Source organism: Rhodoferax sp. WC2427, from assembly GCF_040822085.1.
GTDB lineage: Bacteria > Pseudomonadota > Gammaproteobacteria > Burkholderiales > Burkholderiaceae_C > Rhodoferax_B.
The window spans coordinates 4,422,295-4,443,775 of record NZ_CP162006.1 but is presented as its reverse complement, the minus strand read 5'-3'; the positions used below and the strand labels follow the sequence as shown (position 1 = coordinate 4,443,775).

Genomic DNA, 21,481 nt, shown 5'->3' with positions numbered 1-21,481 from the left:
CATGGCGACAGTCCAGCAAGAAGTAGACGAACGGACCAATCTCACCAGCAGCAACAAATTTGAGCTGCTGCTGTTTCGCCTGGGGGAGGCCGCCCATTCGAGCCAGCGCGAGCTGTTCGGGATCAACGTCTTCAAGGTGCGCGAAATCATGGTGATGCCCACCATCACCGCCGTCGCCGGGTCTACCAAGCACATGTTGGGCATGACCAATATCCGGGGCCAGGTGATTCCGGTGATCGACCTGGCGGGCGCCGTCGGTTGCCTGCCCAAAAACGGCCTGAATATCCTGATGGTGACCGAGTACGCACGCTCCACCCAGGCGTTCGCGGTTGAAGAAGTGGACCAGATCGTGCGCCTGGACTGGAGCCAGGTGCTGTCGGCCGAGTCCAACACCCAGGGCGGCATGATCACCAGCATTGCCCGGCTGGATGGCGATGTGGACAACACCCGGCTGGCCCAGGTGCTGGATGTGGAGCAGATTTTGCGCAACGTGATGCCCCCTTCGGCGCCGGACGTCAATGCGGCCCACATCGGCCCGACGGTTCAGCTGCGGGCCGGATCGGTGGTGCTGGCGGCAGACGATTCGATGCTGGCCCGCACGCTGATCGAGCAGAGCCTGGTCGCCATGGGGGTGAAGTTTGTGATGTGCAAAACCGGCAAAGAAGCCTGGGATCGCCTGCAAACCATGTCCGAAGCGGCTGCGGCCGAAGGCAAATCCATCGAGGACAAAGTGGCCCTGGTGCTGACCGATCTGGAAATGCCGGAGATGGATGGCTTCACCCTGACGCGCAAGATCAAGCAGGATGGCCGCTTCAAGGGCGTGCCGGTGATCATCCACTCATCCCTGTCCGGCTCGGCCAACGAGGTGCATGTGAAGAGCGTGGGGGCCGATGCCTACGTGGGCAAGTTTGTGGCCGAAGAGCTGGCCGCCACCATCCGCAAGGTATTGAAACAGTAAGCTGCGCCGACGCCGCGGCTTACTGCCCTGAATAGGCGACCAGCGCGGCGACCACCAGCACGGCATACGGAAACGCCACCGTGGGCCGCAGCGCATGGGCCGCGTACTCGCCCAGCAAACCGGCGCTGCCCTTGCGGCTGGCCAGCCATTCGGTATGCAACTGGCAAGCGGCACTGGCCGGTGCCACGTTCTTGACCAGCGCCTCCACCCGCACAATGCGTTCGCCCAGGCGGGCCTGGGAGGTGCGGCACAGGCTTTCCTGCACCCACAGCAGCAATGCGGTGGCGCCGATCAGCTCATACGGCACGCCCAGCGCGTAGCCCCCCACGCACAGCACGACCGCCGCCAGTTTGACCAGCAGCGCACTGCGTTCTGCCTGTTCGTAGTTGTTTTGCAGGGTGGTCCATTCGAGGCTCAGGGCGGCGGAGTTGTGGGGCATGGGGTGTGGAATCAGTTGGAAACGGGCAAGGCGCGGGGCTCGCCCTGGTCGGTAATGGCCACGTAGGTCAGCGTGGCCTCGGTGACCTTGATGTACTGGCCCTGGAGGTACAGGCGCTCGGCAAACACTTCGACCTTGACGGTGACCGAAGTGCGGCCCAGCCGGGTCAGCGATGCGTAAAAAGTCAAAATATCCCCCAACCGCACCGGCTGCTTGAAGGTGAATTCCTTCACCGCCACGGTGGCGAGGCGCCCGCGGGCATAGCGGGCCGGAATCACCGACCCCGCCAGATCTACCTGCGCCATCACCCAGCCGCCAAAGATATCGCCGCTGGCGTTGCAGTCGGCGGGCATGGGCACCACCTTGAGTACCAGCTCCATGTCGGTGGGCAAGGAGACGTGGTCGCTGGAATTGGTAGACATCAGGGACAATCCAAGGCAAATAACTGAGATTGTCCCCCATGCGCCGCTATGGCGAAACCGCCCCCCCTGCTTCCATGCCCACGTCGGTCGCGTCCGCGCCACCGCAATCGGATTGGCGCACCCTGCGCCGCCTGTTCCCTTATCTGTGGGAGTACAAGTGGCGGGTCATCGCTGCGTTGACCTTCATGGTCGGGGCCAAGGCGGCCAGCGTCAGCGTACCCTTGCTCCTCAAGCGGCTGGTCGATGCGATGAGCCCCACTGGCGGCAAGCTCAGCAGCGACCAGCTGCCGGCGTTGATCGTGGTGCCAGTGGCGTTGCTGGTGGGCTATGGCTTGCTGCGTCTGTCCACCTCGTTGTTTACCGAGCTGCGCGAGCTGGTGTTTGCCAAGGCTACGGCGGGTGCCTCGCGGCGGATTTCGCTGGAAGTGTTCCAGCACCTGCACGCCCTGAGCCTGCGTTTCCACCTGGAGCGCCAGACCGGTGGCATGACCCGCGACATCGAGCGCGGCACCCGGGCGGTGAATTCGCTGATCTCGTACTCGCTCTACAGCATCATCCCCACGCTGATCGAAGTCGGCTTTGTGCTGACCCTGCTGGCCGTCAAGTTCGACGTGTGGTTTGCCTGGATCACGCTGATTGCGCTAGTGGGCTACATCGCCTTCACCGTCACGGTGACCGAGTGGCGCACCCAGTTCCGCAAGCAGATGAACGAGCTGGACTCGCACGCCCAAAGCCGGGCCATCGATTCGCTGCTGAACTACGAAACCGTCAAATACTTCAACAACGAAGCCTTTGAGGCCAAGCGCTACGACGAAAACCTGGAGCGCTACCGCCGCGCCTCGGTCAAGAGCCAGACCACGCTGAGCCTGCTCAACACCGGCCAGCAGCTCATCATTGCCGCCAGCCTGGTGGCCATGCTGTGGCGCGCCACCCAGGGTGTGGTGGACGGGCGCATGACCCTGGGCGACCTGGTGATGGTCAACGCCTTCATGATCCAGCTCTACATTCCGCTGGGCTTTCTGGGGGTGATCTACCGCGAGATCAAGCAGAGCCTGACCGATCTGGAAAAGATGTTTGCGCTATTGGAAAAAGAGCGTGAGATCGCCGACCAGCCTGCGGCAAAGCCTATTTCGTTGCCCGAAGGCCAGGTCGATGTGCGCTTCGACCACGTGTTCTTTGCCTACGACCCGGCGCGGCCCATCCTGCAAGACATCAGCTTTCACATCCCGGCGGGCAAGACCGTGGCGGTGGTGGGGCCGTCGGGCTCGGGCAAGTCCACCCTGGCACGGTTGCTGTTCCGCTTTTATGACGTGCAGCAGGGCGAGATCGAGATTGCCGGGCAGAACATCCAGACCGTCACCCAGGCCAGCGTGCGCCAGGCGATTGGCATCGTGCCGCAAGACACGGTGCTGTTCAACGACACGGTGGAATACAACATCGCCTACGGCCAGCCCGGTGCCAGCCGCGCCCAGGTGGAAGAGGCGGCGCGGGCGGCCCACATCCACGGCTTCATCAGCGCCACGCCCAAGGGCTACGACACCATGGTGGGCGAGCGCGGACTCAAGCTCTCGGGCGGCGAAAAACAGCGCGTGGCAATTGCCCGTACCTTGCTGAAGAACCCGCCCATCCTGATTTTTGACGAGGCCACCTCGGCGCTGGACTCGGCCAACGAGCGCGCCATCCAGGCCGAGCTGCAAACCGCCGCCCGCAACAAGACCACGCTGGTCGTCGCGCACCGCCTGTCTACCGTGGTGGATGCGCACGAGATTTTGGTGATGGACGCAGGCCGCATCCTGGAGCGCGGCACCCATGCCGCGCTGCTGGTGGCCAACGGGCGCTACGCGGCCATGTGGGCCTTGCAGCAGAGCGCAGAATAAGATTTAAACAAAATAGGCCTCCAGCGCTTATTCCATAAGCGTTACAAGCTACTAATTAAATAGCAAATGAGAGAATCCAAGATGTCTGTGCCACGCCCCCAGGTGCTCGTTTTGAACTTCATGGCCCCGCACCACCAGGCGCTGCTGGCGCCGTATTTCGAGGTGATCTACGCCCCGACGGATGCGCTGCGGGCGGCCCATATCGCCGCCGATGCCGCCACCATCCGCGCGGTGCTGACCATCGGCAGCGTGGGCCTGACGGCCACCGAGATGGATGCCTTGCCCGCGCTGGAACTGGTCTGCGCGCTGGGCGTGGGCTTCGAGAACATCGCCATCGCCCACGCCCGCGCCCGCGGCCTGGCGCTGGCCAATGGCGCGGGCACCAACGACGACTGCGTGGCCGACCACGCCTTCGCCCTGCTGCTGGCCGTGGTGCGCAACGTGCCGAAGCTGGATGCACAGTGCCGCCAGGGCCTGTGGCGCGATGTGCTGCCCCTGCCGGCCAGCGTGTCGCAGCGCCGCATGGGCATCGTCGGCCTGGGCGGCATTGGCCACAAGGTGGCGCAGCGGGCGCTGGGCTTTGGCATGCAGATCGGCTACCACGGGCGCACGCCCCAGCCCCAGGTGGCGCACACCTACTTTGCCGATCTGGTGGCACTGGCCGCCTGGGCCGACTTTCTGGTGGTGGCCACGCCCGGCGGCCCGGCCACCCGCCACCTGGTCGGGGCCGAGGTGCTGGCGGCGCTGGGCGCGGACGGCTATCTGGTGAACGTGTCGCGCGGCAGCGTGGTGGATACCGCCGCGTTGGCCGCAGCCCTGCGCGCAGGCCAGCTGGCCGGTGCGGGCCTGGACGTGTACGAGAGCGAACCCCAGCCGCCCGCCGAACTGCTGGATCTGGACACCGTGGTGCTTACACCCCACGTGGGCGGCTGGTCGCCCCAGGCCATTGAAGCGTCGGTGCAGCGCTTCATTGAGAACGCGACACGGCACTTTGCGGGTCTAGCCGTAGTCTCACCGATCTAAGCCGCGTCCATAATCCAGCCATGGAAACCAAATGGCTAGAAGATTTTGTCAGCTTGGCTGAAACCCGCAGCTTCAGCCGATCCGCCCAGTTACGGCACGTAACCCAGCCTGCGTTTTCGCGGCGCATCCAGGCGCTGGAGGGCTGGGCGGGCACCGACCTGGTCGACCGCAGCTCCTACCCCACGCGCCTGACCCCGGCGGGCGAAACGCTCTACGCCCAGTCGCTGGAGGTGTTGCAGGCATTGCAAAGTACCCGTGCCATGCTGCGCGGCCACCATTCGGCCGGGCAGGACGTGATCGAATTTGCCGTGCCGCACACGCTGGCGTTCACCTTTTTCCCGGCCTGGGTGTCGCTGCTGCGCGAGAAGTTTGGCCCCATCAAAAGCCGCTTGATCGCCCTGAACGTGCACGACGCAGTGATGCGCCTGGTCGAGGGTAGCTGCGATCTGCTCATCGCCTACCACCACACTTCGCAGCCTTTTCAGCTGGCTGCCGACCGTTACGAAATGGTCAGCCTGGGGCAGGAGGTGATTGCGCCCTACGTCAAGGCCGATGCCGATGGCGCGCCACTGTTCCAGTTGCCGGGCCGTCCGGGCCAGTTGCTGCCCTACCTGGGCTATGCCCCGGGCGCCTACCTGGGCCAGACGGTGGACATGATCCTGAAGCAGTCGGCCACGCCCATCCACCTGGACCGGGTCTACGAGACCGACATGGCCGAAGGTCTCAAAGCCATGGCCCTGGAAGGCCACGGTATTGCCTTCCTGCCCTACAGCGCGGTCAAGAAAGAGCTGCGCGCCCGCAAACTGGTCAGCGCTGCGCCGCCCGGCTTGACGGGGCTGGAGATGACCATGGATGTGCGGGCCTACCGCGAAAAGCCCAATGGTCCGGCCGCCGCCAAGGGCACGGCGCAGGCCTTGTGGACCTACCTGGCGTCGCAAAAGCCCGCGAAGTAGAACCGCCTCGGGGCCATGCCATTACTGCATGGCGGCCATGACAGATCTATGACAGCCATGCATAACGCTGCATGCAAACGGCATTGGTGTTTGGATAAGTGCGCCCTTACAGTTCGCCACCTCCACAACTGCCCAGGCTTTGTATGTCTACCAACTTTCGCATCGAACATGACTTTTTGGGTGAAAAGAAGATTCCCCAAGCCGCCTACTGGGGTGTGCATACCGCCCGCGCGGTAGACAACTTTCACATCTCGGGCACGCGTATTTCGGCCATGCCCGACCTGATCCGCGCGCTGGCTTTCGTCAAAACCGCCGCGGCCCGGACCAATGTGGAACTGGGCGTGCTGGATGCCAAGCTGGCCGACGCCATCGTGCTGGCCTGCGACGACCTGGTGGAGGGCAAGCTGCACACCGAGTTCGTGGTGGACGTGATCCAGGGTGGCGCGGGCACCTCGACCAACATGAATGCCAACGAGGTGATCGCCAACCTGGCCCTCGAAAAGATGGGCCTGGACAAAGGCCGCTACGACGTGCTGCACCCCAACGACCACGTCAACGCCTCGCAAAGCACCAACGATGTGTATCCCACGGCGGTGCGGATCGCGCTGTGGCTGGGCATCGAGCGGCTGTTGGCCTCCATGGCTTTTCTGCGCGAAGGCTTTGAGGCCAAGGCCGAGGAGTTCAAAGACATCCTCAAGATAGGCCGCACCCAGTTGCAAGACGCCGTGCCCATGACCTTGGGCCAGGAGTTTCTGACCTACGCCGTCATGATCGGCGAAGACGAGGCCCGCATGCGCGAAGCCCGCGCGCTGATCCAGGAAATCAACCTCGGTGCCACCGCCATCGGCACCGGTATCAATGCACCTGCTGGTTATTCGGACCGGGCCTGCCAGCTGCTGGCGGAAATCAGCGGCGTGCCGGTGGAGAAAGCCAGCAACCTGATCGAAGCCACGCAGGACACGGGCGCGTTTGTGCAGTTGTCGGGCGTGCTCAAGCGCGTGGCCTGCAAGCTCAGCAAAATCTGCAACGACCTGCGCCTGCTGTCCAGCGGCCCCCAGGCCGGGTTCGGCGACATCCGTCTGCCCGCCCGCCAGGCAGGCTCCAGCATCATGCCCGGCAAGGTGAATCCGGTGATCCCCGAGGTGATGAACCAGGTGGCATTTGAAGTCATTGGCAACGACATGACGGTGACCATGGCGTCCGAAGCCGGCCAGTTGCAGCTCAACGCGTTCGAACCCATCATGGGCTGGAGCCTGTTTAAGAGCATCGAACATCTCAGCCAGGCCTGCCGCACCCTGCAGACCAACTGCGTCGCCGGGATCGAACCCAACCGCGAACTGCTGGCCAAGCGCGTGCGCGAATCGGTCACGCTGGTCACCGCTTTGAACCCCTTGATCGGCTACGAAAAATCGGCTCTGATCGCCAAAACCGCCATGAAGAGCGGTGCCCCGATCGGCGAAGTGGCCGAGTCGCTGGGCATCATGACCCGCGCCGAGCTGGAGGCCTTGCTAGTGCCCGAGAAGCTAACCCAACCCATCGCCTTGGTACGTAGCGGCGAATAAGAGATGGCATACAAAATGCTTGCACTTTTTTTGTGCGAATCGGGGCATTCACTATTTCGGTGCGCTGGAGTTTGTATATAGTTTTTGGCGATAGCCCCTGGTGGGCTCCACATTTCGAGAGGAAGAGACATGAAGAAAAAAATGCCGGCCGCAGTCACCATTCTGCTAGCCATGGTGCTGGGTATCCTGGTGGGTTACATGGTGTTCACCAGTTTCCCCGACAAAAAAGCCGCCAGCGAAATCGCGGGCTACATCTCCATCATGTCGGACATTTTTCTGCGTCTGATCAAGATGCTGATTGCGCCGCTGGTGTTCTCAACCCTGGTGGTCGGCATTGCGCACATGGGCGATGCCGCCTCGGTCGGCCGGGTCTTCGGCAAGGCGCTGGGCTGGTTTGTCACCGCCTCGCTGGTCTCGCTGGTGCTGGGCCTGGTCATGGCCAACCTGCTGAAGCCCGGTGAAAACCTGGGCTTGCCGCTGCCCGATATTGGTGCGTCGGCCGGTTTGGCCACGTCCAAGTTCACCCTGAAAGACTTCGTCAGCCACCTGGTGCCCAAGTCGTTTGCCGAAGCCATGGCCAACAACGAAATTCTGCAGATCGTGGTGTTCTCCATGTTCTTTGGCGTGGCCATGGCATCGCTGGGAGACAAGGCCAAGGTGCTGGTCAGTGCCATCGACGAGCTGGCCCACGTGATGCTGAAGATCACCGGCTACGTGATGAAGCTGGCCCCCCTGGCCGTGCTGGCCGCCATGGCCGCCACCGTGGCCGTCAACGGGCTGGGCATTCTGCTGAAGTTTGCCGTCTTTATGGGCGACTTCTACCTGGGCTTGTTCCTGCTGTGGGGCGTGCTGATTTTTGCGGGCTATGTGTTCCTGGGCCCGCGCGTATTCAAGCTGCTGGTGCTGATTAAGGAAGCCTTTTTGCTGTCGTTTGCCACCGCCAGCTCCGAAGCCGCCTACCCCAAGATCCTGGACGCACTCGACCGTTTCGGCGTCAAGCGCAAGATCTCCAGCTTCGTGATGCCCATGGGCTACTCGTTCAATCTGGACGGCTCCATGATGTACTGCACCTTCGCCACGCTGTTCATCGCCCAGGCGTACGGCATCGCGCTGCCGCTCAGCACGCAGATCACCATGCTGCTGATCCTGATGCTGACCTCCAAGGGCATGGCGGGCGTGCCGCGGGCCTCGCTGGTGGTGATTGCTGCCACGCTGAACCAGTTCAACATCCCCGAAGCCGGTTTGCTGCTGATTCTGGGCGTGGACACCTTCCTGGACATGGGCCGCTCTGCCACCAACGCCGTGGGCAACTCCATCGCCACCGCCGTAGTCGCCAAATGGGAGGGTGAGCTGATTCCTGAAGCCGCCGCCGAGGTGAACGCCCGTGCCATGGATGCCGCTTTGACTGCGTCGGCCCGTGCCTGAGACCATGCGTACCCCTTGGATCAAGCCACTCGCCGCCGGTCTGCTGTCTGCGTGGTTGGCCTGCACGGCGCATGCCCAGGCACTGACCGGCGTGCTGAAAAAAGCCCACGAAACCGGCGCGGTCACCATCGGCTACCGCGATGCGTCGATTCCTTTCTCCTACGTCTCGGCGCGTGGCGAGCCGATAGGCTACGCCATCGATATTTGCCGAGCCCTGGTCGATGCCATTGGCGAAGAAATTGGCCGCGAATTGCTCATCAAGTGGCAGCCTGTCACGTCCGAGACACGCTTCAATGCCGTCACTTCGGGCCAGGTGGACCTGGAATGTGGCTCCACCACCAGCAACCTGGAGCGGCAAAAAGTGGTGGGTTTTTCACCCACCACCTTTGTGTCTGGCACCAAGCTGATGGTGAAAAATGGCTCTCCGGTCAAGTCGTTCCGGGACCTGGTCGGCAAGCGCGTGGGCGTGACGGCAGGCACCACCAACGAGAAAACACTGCGCGAGCTGTCCGACAAATTCAAGCTCAATGTGCAGCTGGTGGTGTCGCGTGACCATGCCGAATCGTTCGCCCAATTGGCATCGGGCAAGGTGGACGCGTTCGCCACCGACGATGTACTGCTGTACGGGCTGCTGGCGCAAAACAAGGCGCAGGCGGACTACGCTGTGGTGGGCGAATTTCTGTCGTATGAACCTTACGGCATCATGTACCGCAAAGGCGATGCGCCTCTGGCCGAAGTGGTCACCAAAACCTTTGCCACACTGGCCGAAGATGGCGATCTGACCCGCTTTTATACCCGGTGGTTTTTGCGCCGTTTGCCCTCGGGTGTGAGCATCAATCTGCCCATGAGTCCGCAACTGGTCACGATCTTTCAGGCCATGGTTGTCAAGCCGGAGTAGCTTGTTTTTTATGCAGGCACAAAGTCTGCATAGCGTGGAGGTATCGATGGTTTTCGATTCCTCCCCGTGCACCAAGACCGGGCGCGAGGGTTATCCCTTGCGTCCGTTTCTCTAAAATTTGCGTTGTGTAGTTCTTATCATTTACCTTGGAGTTTTCATGAAGAAACATTTGCTCGCCTTTGCTGTGGCTGCGCTAGCTACCGGTGGCGCGTTTGCACAGGCCTCCGACACCATCGCCAAGGTCAAGGCTTCTGGAACCATCACCATGGGTGTTCGGGATTCTTCAGGCGCGCTCGCGTTCACGTTGGGCGACGGTAAATACACCGGTTTCCATTACGACGTGTGCCAACACATCATTGCCAATCTGGAAAAAGTCGTTGGTAAAAAGCTGGACATCAAATACCAACTGGTGACGTCGCAAAACCGTATCCCCCTGGTGCAAAACGGCACCGTGGATCTGGAGTGCGGCTCCACCACCAACAACGCCACCCGCCAAAAAGACGTGGCCTTTGCCAACACCGTCTACGTGGAAGAAGTGCGTATTGCGGTCAAGGCCAACTCGGGCATCACCTCGATTGCCCAGCTGAACGGCAAAAACGTGGCGACCACCACGGGCACCACGTCCGTGCAATTGCTGCGCAAGAACGAACGCGCCACCGGCGTGGACTTCAAGGAAGTGTTCGGCAAGGACCACGCCGACAGCTTTCTGCTGCTGGAATCCGGCCGCGCCGATGCCTTCGTGATGGACGGCCAGATCCTGGCGGGCAACATCTCCACCTCCAAAAACCCTGCCGACTTCAAAATCGTGGGCGAAGTGCTGAGCGTGGAGCCGATTGCCATCATGTTGCGCAAGGACGATCCTGCCTTCAAGAAGCTGGCCGACGACACCATCGCCAGCATGGTCAAGACGGGCGAAATGGCCAAGCTGTATGACAAGTGGTTCATGCAACCCATCCCGCCGAAGAACGTCAAGGTCGGCCTGCCGGCCAGCGACGCGACCAAGGCTGCCTGGGCCAACTTGAACGACAAGCCTGCGGAAGATTACGCTAAAAAGTAAGTATCGGATGCACGAAACCCCGCCTCACAATATCCGAGGCGGGGTTTTTATTTGCCATTGGGGCATTGCACAACATTGCCCCGGGCCGGGGTGGCATATTTCAGGATGGAGAGCGTTATGGATTGGCAGGTATTTCTCAATGATGACGGCAGTGGGCGTACCTATCTGCAATGGATGCTGGAGGCCTGGCGCTGGACACTGGCGGTAGCCGGTTGCTCCTGGGTCGTGGCGATGGTGGTGGGTGCCCTGATGGGGACCTTGCGTACCTTGCCCAATAGCCCCTGGGCCGTGCGCTTTGCCAATGCCTGGGTCGAGCTGTTTCGCAATATTCCTTTGCTGGTCCAGATCTTCATCTGGTATTTCGTGGTGCCCAAGATATTTCCGGCCATGCAGCAGGTGCCGGGCTTTGCGCTGGTCGTCATGTCGCTGGGCTTCTTTACCTCGGCGCGGATTGCCGAACAGGTGCGCGCCGGCATCCAGGCGCTGCCCAAGGGCCAGCGCTATGCCGGTATGGCGATGGGCTTTTCGACTGCACAAACCTACCGTTATGTGATCTTGCCGATGGCGTTTCGCATCATTTTTCCACCGCTGACCAGCGAGTCGATGAATTTGCTGAAGAACTCCTCGGTGGCGTTCGCGGTGTCGATCTCCGAGCTGACCATGTTCGCCATGCAGGCCCAGGAAGAAACCTCGCGCGGGATTGAGATTTACCTGGGCGTGACCGTGCTGTACGCCGCGTCGGCCTTTGCGGTCAACCGCGTGATGGCGTTTGTCGAGAAAAGAATGCAGATCCCCGGCTTCATAGTCGCGGGTGGCACAGGCGGGGGGCATTGATATGGGCGGACTAGACCTTTCCTTTTTCAGCTGGGAGATCATCAGCAAATTCGTGCAGAAGGGCTTTCTCTTCAGCATCGAGCTCACAGCCGTGGCCACCGTGGGCGGCATCTTGCTGGGCACCGTGCTGGCGCTGATGCGCCTGTCGGGTGTCAAGCTGCTGATGTGGCCCGCCACCATTTACGTCAACGTCATGCGGTCGATTCCGCTGGTGATGGTGATCCTGTGGTTCTTTTTGCTGGTGCCCAGCTCGTTCTACAGCTACCTGCCCGATGGTGCCAACTACCGCTCGGAATACTCGGCGGCGATCACCTTCATTGCCTTTGAGGCCGCCTATTTCAGCGAAATCATGCGTGCCGGTATCCAGTCGATTCCACGTGGCCAGGTCCATGCGGGCCAGGCGGTGGGCATGACCTATGCACAGAATATGAAGCTGGTGATCCTGCCGCAGGCCTTTCGCAACATGCTGCCGGTGCTGCTGACCCAGACCATCATCCTGTTCCAGGACACCTCGCTGGTGTACGCCATTGGTGCCTACGACCTGCTCAAGGGCTTCACCACCGCGGGCAAGCTGTATGGCCGCCCGGAAGAGGCCTATTTGCTGGCCGCCGTGGTGTACTTTGCGCTGTGCTTCGGTCTTTCTTATATCGTCAAGAAGTTGCAACTCAAGATTGCCATCATCCGCTAACAAGCACCGTCATTCGAGCCGAGGAGTTAAACATGATTGAAATTAAAAACGTATCCAAGTGGTATGGCGCTGTGCAGGTGCTCAACAACTGCAACGTCAGCATCAAAAAGGGCGATGTGGTGGTGGTCTGCGGCCCGTCGGGTTCGGGCAAATCCACCCTGATCAAGACCGTCAACGCGCTAGAGCCCTTCCAGAAGGGCGAGATATTTGTGGACGGCATTGCCTTGCACGACCCCAAGACCGACCTGCCCAAGCTGCGCAGCCGCGTGGGCATGGTGTTCCAGCACTTTGAGCTGTTCCCCCACCTGTCGGTCACCGAAAACCTGACCCTGGCGCAGATCAAGGTGCTGGGCCGTACGCCCGACGATGCCAAGGTCCGCGGCCTGAAGATGCTCGACCGCGTGGGCCTGATGGCGCACAAGGACAAGTTTCCCGGCCAGCTGTCCGGCGGCCAGCAGCAGCGCGTGGCGATTGCCCGGGCGCTGAGCATGGACCCGATGGTCATGCTGTTCGACGAACCCACCTCGGCACTTGACCCCGAAATGGTCGGCGAAGTGCTGGACGTGATGGTCACCCTGGCCAAGGAAGGCATGACCATGATGTGCGTCACCCACGAAATGGGCTTTGCCCGCAAGGTGGCCAGCCGCGTGATCTTCATCGACGTGGGCGGCAAGATTCTGGAAGACTGCTCCAAGGACGAGTTCTTCAGCCACCCCGAAAACCGCCAGCCACGCACCAAGGACTTCCTCAACAAGATCCTGGCGCACTGATCGCGGCTGTGACCAGAAAATCCTCCGGGGCCAGCCAGGGTTTCGGAGGATTTTTTTTGCCCGCATTCCCGTGTATTTTTGCAGTGCGACAATTCCGCCCATGACTTCCGCCACCACCACCCTCACGATCACCCGCCCCGACGACTGGCACCTGCATGTGCGCGACGGCGACGCCCTGCACACCGTCGTGCCGCACACCGCCGCCCAGTTTGGCCGTGCCGTCATCATGCCCAACCTGCGCCCGCCCGTGACCAGCACCGCCCAGGCCCTGGCCTACCGTGCGCGCATTCTGGAGGCCGTGCCAGAGGGCGTGGCATTCGACCCGCTGATGACGCTGTACCTGACCGACAGCCTGCCGCCCGACGAGATTGCCCGCGCCAAGGCTGCAGGCATCGTCGCCGCCAAGCTCTACCCCGCCGGTGCCACCACCAACAGCGACGCGGGCGTGACCGACCTGCGCAAGATCTACCCGACGCTGGAAGCCATGCAGCGCGCCGACATGCTGCTGCTGGTGCACGGCGAAGTCACCAGTGCCGACATCGACCTGTTCGACCGCGAAGCCGCCTTCATCGACCAGCAACTGATCCCGCTGCGCCGCGACTTCCCCGAGCTCAAGATCGTTTTTGAGCACATCACCACGCGGGAAGCCGCCCAGTACGTGCGCGATGCCGACCCATTCACCGCCGCCACCCTCACGGCCCACCACCTGCTGTACAACCGCAACGCCCTGTTCACCGGCGGCATCCGTCCGCACTACTACTGCCTGCCGGTGCTCAAGCGCGAAACCCACCGCCTGGCTTTGGTAGAAGCCGCTACCAGCGGCAGCGCCAAGTTCTTTCTGGGCACCGACAGCGCGCCCCACGCCACCCACCTTAAAGAGCACGCCTCGGGCTGCGCCGGTTGCTACACCGCCCACGCCGCCATCGAGATGTACGCCGAAGCCTTCGACAACGCCGGTGCTTTAGACAAGCTGGAGGCCTTCGCCAGCTTCAACGGCCCCGCCTTCTACAGCCTGCCGCGCAACACCGGCACCATCACCCTGGCCCGCCAGAGCTGGACGCCGCCCGACAGCTTCGCCTTTGGCGAGGCGCAACTCAAGCCCCTGCGCGCGGGCGAAGCCCTGCCCTGGAAGCTTGTGGGCTGATGCTGCCTGCGGTGGACTGGTCGGCACCCTGGCTGGCCCCGTACCGCGCGGTGGGCCAGGCGGTGGCCGCACAGACCCACCAGGGCATCGCGGAGGCCCTGAACGCCGCCGCGCCCGCCCCGGTGCGTTTTGTGCCCCAGGCCGCGCTGCCGCCTGGCGAGGCGTACGAGCACTTCATCTTCCACACCCGCCAATGCCCCAGCCGCGACAACTTGCACGACTTCTTCAACGGCCTGTGCTGGCACCATTTTCCGCACACCAAGACCCGGCTCAACCAGTTGCAGGCGGCGCAGATTGCCACCGACGGCGTGCAGCCCCTGCGCGGCCCGGTGCGCGATGCGCTGACGGTATTCGACGAGAACGCCGCCTTTCTGGTCGCCCCGCCCGCGCTGTGGGAGGCCCTGCGGGCGCGGGACTGGCAGCGGCTGTTCGTCACGCTGCGGCCCCTGTGGGCGCAGGCCCAGTTGGTGCTGTTCGGCCATGCGCTGCTGGAAAAACTGGTTTGCCCACGAAAACCGATCACAGCGCACGTCTATTGGGCGCAAGCAGCTATCAATTCTGTAGTAAATCTGGATGCAACCATCGCGCAGCAGCTCAGCGCCATCCACCTCGGCAGCAAACCCTTTCTGCCCTTGCCGGTGCTGGGCGTGCCGGGCTGGTGTGCCGACAACGCCCACCCCGGCTTTTATGCCGACGCCCAGGTCTTCCGCCCACCGCGCGCGTAGACGTTCAGTGGCTTGAACTTCTTTACACAAGCCCCATCTAACCCCCAGTTATTTCCTTGGAAAGCCCCATGAAACGCATTCTTCTCTTCATCCTGACCAACGTGTTGGTTGTCACCGTGCTGGGTATCGTCGCCAGCCTGTTGGGGGTCAACCGCTACCTCACGGCCAACGGGCTGAACCTGGGCGCGCTGCTGGGGTTTGCGCTGGTGATGGGCTTTGGCGGCGCCATCATTTCGCTGCTGATCAGCAAACCCATGGCCAAGTGGACCTCGGGCGTGCGCGTCATCACCCAGCCGCAAAACGCCGACGAGGCCTGGATCATCGACACCGTGCGCCGCCTGGCGGACAAGGCCCAGATCGGCATGCCCGAAGTCGGCATTTTTGAAGGCGACCCCAACGCCTTTGCCACCGGCGCGTTCAAGAACTCGGCCCTGGTGGCCGTGTCCACTGGCCTGCTGCAGGGCATGACGCACGAAGAAATCGAGGCCGTGCTGGGCCATGAAATTGCCCACGTGGCCAATGGCGACATGGTCACCATGACGCTGATCCAGGGCGTGATGAACACCTTTGTGGTGTTCCTGAGCCGGGTGATCGGCTACGCGGTAGACAGCTTTTTGCGCAAGGGCGACGACCGCAGCAGCGGCCCCGGCATCGGCTACTACGTCAGTACCATCGTGCTGGATATCGTGCTGGGCTTTGCCGCTGCCATTGTCGTGGCCTGGTTCTCGCGCCACCGCGAATTCCGCGCCGATGCCGGTGCGGCCCAGTTGATGGGCCGCCGCCAGCCGATGATCAACGCCCTGGCCCGCCTGGGCGGTCTGCACACGGCCGAGCTGCCCAAGAGCGTGGCGGCCTTCGGCATTGCCGGTGGCATTGGCCAGCTGTTCTCGACCCACCCGCCCATCGAGCAACGCATCGCCGCCCTGCAAAATGCAAAGGCCTGAGCTGCGCTTCCAGTGGGCGCGGCTGGGGGATTTGAGCGCGGTGGAATTCCACGCCGCCATGGTCCAGCGCGAAGCAGTGTTTGTGATCGAGCAAAACTGCGTCTACCCGGATGCGGATGCCTACGACCTGCAGTGCTGGCACCTGCTGGCCTGGGCGGGGGGCCAGCTTGCCGCCTACCTGCGGGTGACCGACCCCGGCAGCAAATACCCCGAGCCCTCACTGGGCCGGGTGCTCACCTCGCCTGCGTTCCGGGGGCAGGGGCTGGGGCAGGTGCTGCTCACCGAGGCCCTGGCACGCTGCGCGACCACCTGGCCCGGCCAGCCCAACCGCATCAGCGCCCAGCAGTACCTGCTGAAGTTCTACCAGGGTTTCGGGTTTGTGCCGGTGTCGCAGGTGTACCTGGAAGACAACATTCCGCACGTCGAAATGCTGCGCGCAGCCTGATTCAAAAATAATAGCTGCTCACGCTTATTCCATAAGCGCAGGCAGCCTATTTTGTGCTTACTCGTCGTCGCCGGTCATCAGGCGCACGCGCACGCTCTTGCCCTTGATCTTGCCCGCGTTGAGCTTGCGCTCGGCCTCATGGGCGATGCGGCGGTCTACCGCCACGTAGGTGGAGTATTCGTTCACATTGATCTTGCCGATCTGCTCGCGGGTGTAGCCTGCGTCGCCGGTCAGCGCGCCCAGCACGTCGCCCGCGCGGATCTTTTCCTTGCGGCCGCCGGTGATTTGCAGCGTCATCATGGGCGGGCGCAGCGGCTCCTTGCTGGTGGGGGTCAGCTCCTCCAGCTTGTGCCATTCGGATTCGCGGTTTTGCAGCACCTCGATCTTGCCGACAAAGCCCATCTCGTTCATCGAAGCCAGATTCAACGCCAGGCCCTCGGCCCCGGCACGGCCGGTGCGGCCAATGCGGTGGATGTGCACTTCGGAGTCGGGCGTCACGTCCACGTTGATCACGGCGGCCAGGTCGGCAATGTCCAGCCCGCGTGCGGCCACGTCGGTGGCCACCAGCACGCTGCAGCTGCGGTTGGCAAACTGCACCAGCACCTGGTCGCGCTCGCGCTGCTCCAGTTCGCCGTACAGCGCCAGCGCGCTGAAGCCTTCGGCCTGCAGGGCGGCTACCAGGGCGCGGCACTGCAGCTTGGTATTGCAAAACGCCAGCGTACTGGCCGGGCGGAAGTGGTTCAGCAGCTTGCCCACGGTGGCCAGGCGCTCGGATTTTTCCACCTGGTACCAGCGCTGGGCGATCTGGGTGGTGGCGTGCTGCGCCTGCACGGTGATGCTCTTGGGCTGGCGCATGAACTGCTGGCTCAGTTTCTCGATGCCCTCGGGGTAGGTGGCCGAGAACAGCAGCGTCTGGCGCTCTTTGGGGCACTGCTTGATGACGGTGGCCATGTCTTCAAAAAAGCCCATGTCCAGCATGCGGTCGGCCTCGTCCAGCACCAGGGTGTTCAGGGCCGACAGGTCCAGGTGGCCGCGCTCCAGGTGGTCCATGATGCGGCCCGGCGTGCCCACCACGATGTGCGCGCCGTGCTCCAGGCTGGCGTTTTGCCCGCGCAGGGCCACGCCGCCACACAGGGTCACCACCTTGATGTTTTCCTCCGCGCGGGCCAGGCGGCGGATCTCCACGCTCACCTGGTCGGCCAGCTCGCGCGTGGGGCACAGCACCATGGCCTGCACGGCAAAGCGGCGGGCGTTCAGGTTGGCCAGCAGGGCCAGGGCGAAGGCGGCGGTTTTGCCGCTGCCGGTCATGGCCTGGGCAATCAAATCTTGCCCCAGCAGCGCCAGCGGCAGGCTGGCGGCCTGGATCGGCGTCATTTGCAAATACCCGAGCTGCTCCAGGTTGGCCAGCATGGCGGGGGCCAGCGGCAGGCTGCTGAAATCGGTGGCGGCGGGTGTCTTGTTCGGTGTAGTCATCCCCCGATTATCGGTGGCCGGGTGCTGCCAGGGCCGGGAGGGCTGGGCAAGCCCTGTCTGTAACTGCCGGTAAAAGCGGGGCCGGGCAGCGAGTTAACCCGCGTTTGGCGGCTAAATTAGGCTTTGGGTGTGATAAATATCATCCACAATGCGGGTTATATCCCGCAATCGCTATGGCACTGCAATACCAACTCAAAGGCGGCAGCTACTACCTGTACGACATGGACACGCCTCCGAGCGCGGTCACGGGGGAGCGTCGCTTTCGTTTGAAGACCGACACGGTGGCGATTGCCTTTGATATCAGCACCGGCGAGCTACACCAGCACGGCAACCCCATCCGCATCCAGTCGTGGGCCATGGGCGCGCGGCGCAAGCTGCGGGCCGCCGGGGCGCAAGACTATGCCAACGACATTGTGGTGGTGTCCGGTCCGCTGCCGGTGGACGAGCTGAACAAATGCCTCGGCATCGACGGCTACTGCCGCCGCCTGTTTGCCCGCCTGGCCAGCCTGCCGCACGGCAAGTTCAATACCAAGCCCTACACCAGCCCGTTTACCCATTCCAAGCCGTACACGCCCTACAAGGCGGCTGCGGCGGCTTAAAGCCCCATTGGCACCCCGTGCTTATGGGGTGAGCGCAAGCAGCTATTATTTCGGTAGCAAGCCGCGCAAGCTGGCGTCCAGCTGCTCGGTGGGCAGCCGCTTGAACCCGGAGCGGGTGAAGCGCTGCAGACTGCCCGCGGCAAACGCCGTCAGCGCCGCCGCCTGCACCTGTGCGTCCACCGTGGGGGTGTCACTGGCCGGGTCGCTGTGGCGCAGGCACTGGCGCAGGGTGGCCTCGATCTTGTCGAAAAACAGGTTCATGCGCTGCTGCAGGCGTTCGTTTTCAAACACCAGCGCGTCGCCCACCATCACCCGGGCCATGCCGGGGTTTTTCTCGCCAAACTGCAGCAGCACCGAGACGATGCGGCGCGCCTGCAGCGGGCCTGGGGCGTCGCCCGCCGTGGCCACGATCTGGTTCACCAGCGAGAACACCGACTGCTCGATGAACTCGATCAGCCCCTCGAACATCTGCGCCTTGCTGGCAAAGTGCCGGTACAGCGCGGCCTCGCTCACGTCCAGCCGGGCCGCCAGGGCCGCGGTGGTGATGCGCTCGGCCCCCGGCTGCTCCAGCATGGTGGCCAGGGCCTGCAGAATCTGCACCCGGCGCTCGCCCGGCTTGGGGCGTTTGCGCGGGGCTTCCTCTGCCGAGTGTTCCGCCAATGCCTCGGCCATTTAGCTCGACCGGATCATGGTGCCAAAGGCCTGCTCGGTCAGGATCTCCAGCAGCAGCGCGTGCGGCACCCGGCCGTCGATGATGTGCACCGCCTTGACGCCGCTCTTGGCGGCATCCAGCGCACCGGCAATCTTGGGCAGCATGCCGCCCGACAGGGTGCCGTCGGCAAACAGGGCGTCGATGTCCTTGGCGGTCAGGTCGGGCAGCAGCTCGCCCGCCTTGTTGAGCACGCCGGGGATGTTGCTCAGCATCAGCAGCTTTTCGGCCTGCAGCTCGATGGCCAGGCGGCCCGCCACCACGTCGGCGTTGATGTTGTAGCTGGTGTTGTCGGTGCCAAAGCCGATGGGGCTGACCACCGGGATGAAGGCATCGTCTTGCAGCGCCTTGACCACGCTGGGGTCGATGCTCTCGATATCGCCCACCTGGCCGATGTCGTGGAACACGCTGGGGTCGGTGTTGTCGGCCATGCGCAACTGCTTGGCGCGGATCATGCCGCCGTCGCGCCCGGTCAGGCCCACGGCTTTGCCACCGGCCTGGTTGATCAGGCCCACGATGTCCTGCTGCACCTGGCCGGCCAGCACCCATTCCACCACTTCCATGGTTTCGGCATCGGTGACGCGCATGCCCTGGATGAACTGGCCCTTTTTGCCCAGCCGCCCCAGCGCCGCCTCGATCTGCGGGCCGCCGCCGTGCACCACCACCGGGTTGATGCCCACCAGCTTGAGCAGCACCACGTCTTCGGCAAAGGCCTGCTGCAGCGCCGGGTCGGTCATGGCGTTGCCGCCGTACTTGATGACCATGGTCTTGCCATGGAACTTGCGGATGTAGGGCAGGGCCTGGGCCAGGATGTCGGCCTTGTCACGGGGGGCTATCACGGTGGAAGGGGTGCTCATGGTGCGGTTTCCTCGCTGCTTAGTGGTGGTGGCCGTGTTCGCCGTGCACGTGCTGGTGGGTGATTTCTTCCTCGGATGCCGCGCGCACACCGGTCACGGTGACGGTAAAGCGCAGCGCCTTGCCCGCCAGCGCGTGGTTGCCGTCCAGCAGCACCTGGTCGCCCTTGATCTTGACGACGTTGTAGATTTGTTCACTGCCGTTATCGTTGATGCCCTTGAGCTGGCCACCGACCTTCACGCCGGGTGGAAATTCGCTCTTGGGGATGCTGCGCGCCAGCGATTCGTCGCGCAGGCCGAACGCGTCTTCGGGCTGCAGGTCCAGCGTCACCGAATAGCCGGCCACGCGGCCTTCAAGTGCGGCTTCGATCTTGGGCAGGGTGTTGTTGTAGCCGCCGTGCAGGTAGACCATGGGGTCTTTGGGCGCTTCGATCAGCAGGCCTTTGGCATCTGCCACCTTGTAGCGCAGGGTGACGGCGGTGTTTTTTTCGATTTTCATAAGGGGGTCGGTCGGTGCGTGGAGGGGGAAGTACGGCGTATTTTCGCGCACCGGCGGGGCCGGTTTGCGATTTAAGCCAAATCGGCCTCTGGTGCTTATAAGACCAGCGTGAGCAGCTACTATTTGCGTAGCATGCCCGCGCCTGGCCGCCGCCGCCTACCCGCCCGCCAGCACCTTCTCGGCGCCCACCATCTGGGTAAACCGCGCCGGGTCGCGGCCATGTACCGGAGCGTCGTCGCCCCAGGGCCAGCCGCCGAACTGGGTGCGGCGGTAGTCGGCCATGGCCTGCTCGATCTCGGCGCGGGTGTTCATCACGAACGGGCCGTACTGGGCCACCGGCTCGCCCAGCGGGCGGCCTTGCAGCAGCAGGAATTCGCTGGCCAGCGGGCCGTTGACCAGCGCTACGTCCACCCCGGCATCCAGGGTGATGGCCGCGTGGCTGGACACGGCTTGCCCGGCCACTTGCACCGACTGGCCTTTGAAGAAATACAGCTGCCGCTGCGTGTCGGCACCTTTGGCTGCAGGCAGGGTCCAGCGGGCCCCGGGGGCCATGGTGATGGTCCAGATGGCCACGTCGGCCTCGGGCTGGGCGGCCCAGGAGTCGGGCGGCGGGGCCGGGGGCGTGGCATCGGCCAGGTTGCCAGCCGTGACCAGCACTTCGGTGGCCAGGCCTGCCGCGTCGGTGAAGGTGGTGCGCGGCACCTGGTGCTGCCAGAACATGGTGAAGTGCGGGTCCACCATCTTGTTGCGCGCAGGCAGGTTGAGCCAGATCTGGAACAATTCCAGCGGGTTGGGCTCACCCTGGCGGAGTAGCGGAAACATTTCGGCGTGCACGATGCCGTGCCCGGTGGTCAGCCACTGCACGTCGCCCGCGCCGTAGCGGGCGCTGGCCCCCAGCGAGTCGGCGTGGTCCACCAGGCCTTGGCGGACGATGGTGACGGTCTCGAAGCCACGGTGCGGGTGGGGCGGAAAGCCCGGCACCGTCTCGCCGTGGTACATGCTCCAGCCGTCCTTGCGGCTGAAGTCCTGGCCGATGGCGCGGCCCGCCAGCGAGGTGGCCGGGCCCATCTGCGCGTTGGCGCTTGGGTAGGCATCGTCGTGGTAGGCGCAGAACAGAAACGGGTCGATGGTGGCCCACGGGAAACCCAGGGGCTGGACTTGCAGGATGGCGGACATGGAGGGC

Annotated in this window: 23 protein-coding genes; 16 read left to right on the top strand and 7 right to left on the bottom strand. The window is 63.4% G+C overall.

Going from position 1 to position 21,481, the window contains the following annotated elements; genetic code table 11:
* Position 1: 1 nt before the first annotated feature.
* Complete coding sequence (locus AB3G31_RS20685) at positions 2 to 958, top strand: chemotaxis protein (RefSeq protein WP_367847925.1); 957 nt, start codon at positions 2 to 4, stop codon at positions 956 to 958.
* 19 nt (positions 959 to 977) lie between these two features.
* Here the strand turns inward: AB3G31_RS20685 and AB3G31_RS20680 are convergent, their stop codons facing one another.
* Positions 978 to 1,397 (bottom strand): hypothetical protein, encoded by a 420-nt coding sequence (locus AB3G31_RS20680; protein WP_367847924.1) that lies wholly within the window; start codon positions 1,395 to 1,397, stop codon positions 978 to 980.
* Between the two features lie 11 nt (positions 1,398 to 1,408).
* Positions 1,409 to 1,819: an acyl-CoA thioesterase gene (locus AB3G31_RS20675; protein WP_367847923.1), complete on the bottom strand. Its 411-nt coding sequence runs from the start codon at positions 1,817 to 1,819 to the stop codon at positions 1,409 to 1,411.
* 38 nt (positions 1,820 to 1,857) lie between these two features.
* Between AB3G31_RS20675 and AB3G31_RS20670 the strand changes: the two genes are divergently transcribed.
* The 14 genes from AB3G31_RS20670 (at position 1,858) to AB3G31_RS20605 (ending at position 16,164) form a co-directional block, all read left to right on the top strand.
* A complete protein-coding gene (locus AB3G31_RS20670; protein WP_367847922.1) occupies positions 1,858 to 3,696 on the top strand; it encodes an ABC transporter ATP-binding protein/permease in 1,839 nt (612 codons plus the stop codon).
* 81 nt (positions 3,697 to 3,777) lie between these two features.
* Positions 3,778 to 4,719, top strand: coding sequence for a 2-hydroxyacid dehydrogenase (locus AB3G31_RS20665; protein ID WP_367847921.1), 942 nt, complete (start codon positions 3,778 to 3,780; stop codon positions 4,717 to 4,719).
* A 20-nt stretch (positions 4,720 to 4,739) separates the two neighbouring features.
* Positions 4,740 to 5,672 (top strand): LysR substrate-binding domain-containing protein, encoded by a 933-nt coding sequence (locus AB3G31_RS20660; RefSeq protein ID WP_315188514.1) that lies wholly within the window; start codon positions 4,740 to 4,742, stop codon positions 5,670 to 5,672.
* 143 nt (positions 5,673 to 5,815) lie between these two features.
* A complete protein-coding gene (locus AB3G31_RS20655; protein ID WP_367847920.1) occupies positions 5,816 to 7,234 on the top strand; it encodes an aspartate ammonia-lyase in 1,419 nt (472 codons plus the stop codon).
* A gap of 129 nt (positions 7,235 to 7,363) precedes the next feature.
* Positions 7,364 to 8,659 carry a dicarboxylate/amino acid:cation symporter gene (locus AB3G31_RS20650; protein WP_367847919.1) on the top strand — a complete coding sequence of 432 codons (1,296 nt, stop codon included), beginning with the start codon at positions 7,364 to 7,366 and terminating at the stop codon, positions 8,657 to 8,659.
* Between the two features lie 4 nt (positions 8,660 to 8,663).
* Complete coding sequence (locus AB3G31_RS20645) at positions 8,664 to 9,557, top strand: amino acid ABC transporter substrate-binding protein (RefSeq protein WP_367847918.1); 894 nt, start codon at positions 8,664 to 8,666, stop codon at positions 9,555 to 9,557.
* 157 nt (positions 9,558 to 9,714) lie between these two features.
* Positions 9,715 to 10,614, top strand: coding sequence for an amino acid ABC transporter substrate-binding protein (locus AB3G31_RS20640; protein WP_367847917.1), 900 nt, complete (start codon positions 9,715 to 9,717; stop codon positions 10,612 to 10,614).
* 105 nt (positions 10,615 to 10,719) lie between these two features.
* Complete coding sequence (locus AB3G31_RS20635) at positions 10,720 to 11,448, top strand: amino acid ABC transporter permease (RefSeq protein WP_367847916.1); 729 nt, start codon at positions 10,720 to 10,722, stop codon at positions 11,446 to 11,448.
* Between the two features lies 1 nt (position 11,449).
* On the top strand, positions 11,450 to 12,136 hold the full coding sequence (locus AB3G31_RS20630) for an amino acid ABC transporter permease (protein WP_367847915.1): 687 nt from the start codon (positions 11,450 to 11,452) through the stop codon (positions 12,134 to 12,136).
* 32 nt (positions 12,137 to 12,168) lie between these two features.
* A complete protein-coding gene (locus AB3G31_RS20625; protein WP_367847914.1) occupies positions 12,169 to 12,906 on the top strand; it encodes an amino acid ABC transporter ATP-binding protein in 738 nt (245 codons plus the stop codon).
* A 100-nt stretch (positions 12,907 to 13,006) separates the two neighbouring features.
* On the top strand, positions 13,007 to 14,050 hold the full coding sequence (gene pyrC / locus AB3G31_RS20620; RefSeq protein ID WP_367847913.1) for a dihydroorotase: 1,044 nt from the start codon (positions 13,007 to 13,009) through the stop codon (positions 14,048 to 14,050).
* On the top strand, positions 14,050 to 14,775 hold the full coding sequence (locus AB3G31_RS20615; protein WP_367847912.1) for a DUF3025 domain-containing protein: 726 nt from the start codon (positions 14,050 to 14,052) through the stop codon (positions 14,773 to 14,775). The genes pyrC and AB3G31_RS20615 overlap by 1 nt, the downstream gene beginning before the upstream one ends.
* A 68-nt stretch (positions 14,776 to 14,843) precedes the next feature.
* Positions 14,844 to 15,719, top strand: coding sequence for a protease HtpX (gene htpX, locus AB3G31_RS20610; protein ID WP_367847911.1), 876 nt, complete (start codon positions 14,844 to 14,846; stop codon positions 15,717 to 15,719).
* Positions 15,706 to 16,164 (top strand): GNAT family N-acetyltransferase, encoded by a 459-nt coding sequence (locus tag AB3G31_RS20605; protein ID WP_367847910.1) that lies wholly within the window; start codon positions 15,706 to 15,708, stop codon positions 16,162 to 16,164. Before htpX ends, AB3G31_RS20605 begins: the two co-directional genes overlap by 14 nt.
* Before the next feature lie 57 nt (positions 16,165 to 16,221).
* On the opposite strand, the gene dbpA is transcribed toward AB3G31_RS20605, so the two are convergent.
* The gene (gene dbpA, locus AB3G31_RS20600; protein ID WP_367847909.1) at positions 16,222 to 17,637 is read right to left on the bottom strand and encodes an ATP-dependent RNA helicase DbpA; all 1,416 of its coding nucleotides are present in this window, start codon (positions 17,635 to 17,637) and stop codon (positions 16,222 to 16,224) included.
* A 173-nt stretch (positions 17,638 to 17,810) separates the two neighbouring features.
* On the opposite strand from dbpA, the gene AB3G31_RS20595 reads away from it, so the two are divergent.
* Positions 17,811 to 18,236, top strand: a complete 426-nt coding sequence (locus AB3G31_RS20595) for a hypothetical protein (RefSeq protein WP_367847908.1) — start codon at positions 17,811 to 17,813, stop codon at positions 18,234 to 18,236.
* 45 nt (positions 18,237 to 18,281) lie between these two features.
* On the opposite strand, the gene slmA is transcribed toward AB3G31_RS20595, so the two are convergent.
* The 4 genes from slmA to AB3G31_RS20575 form a co-directional block, all read right to left on the bottom strand.
* Positions 18,282 to 18,908 (bottom strand): nucleoid occlusion factor SlmA, encoded by a 627-nt coding sequence (slmA, locus tag AB3G31_RS20590; protein ID WP_367847907.1) that lies wholly within the window; start codon positions 18,906 to 18,908, stop codon positions 18,282 to 18,284.
* Entirely contained in the window at positions 18,909 to 19,802 is an 894-nt protein-coding gene (gene argB, locus AB3G31_RS20585) for an acetylglutamate kinase (protein ID WP_367847906.1), read from the bottom strand.
* A 19-nt stretch (positions 19,803 to 19,821) separates the two neighbouring features.
* Positions 19,822 to 20,298: a peptidylprolyl isomerase gene (locus AB3G31_RS20580; protein ID WP_367847905.1), complete on the bottom strand. Its 477-nt coding sequence runs from the start codon at positions 20,296 to 20,298 to the stop codon at positions 19,822 to 19,824.
* Between the two features lie 156 nt (positions 20,299 to 20,454).
* Entirely contained in the window at positions 20,455 to 21,474 is a 1,020-nt protein-coding gene (locus AB3G31_RS20575) for a pirin family protein (protein ID WP_367847904.1), read from the bottom strand.
* Between the last annotated feature and the right edge of the window lie 7 nt (positions 21,475 to 21,481).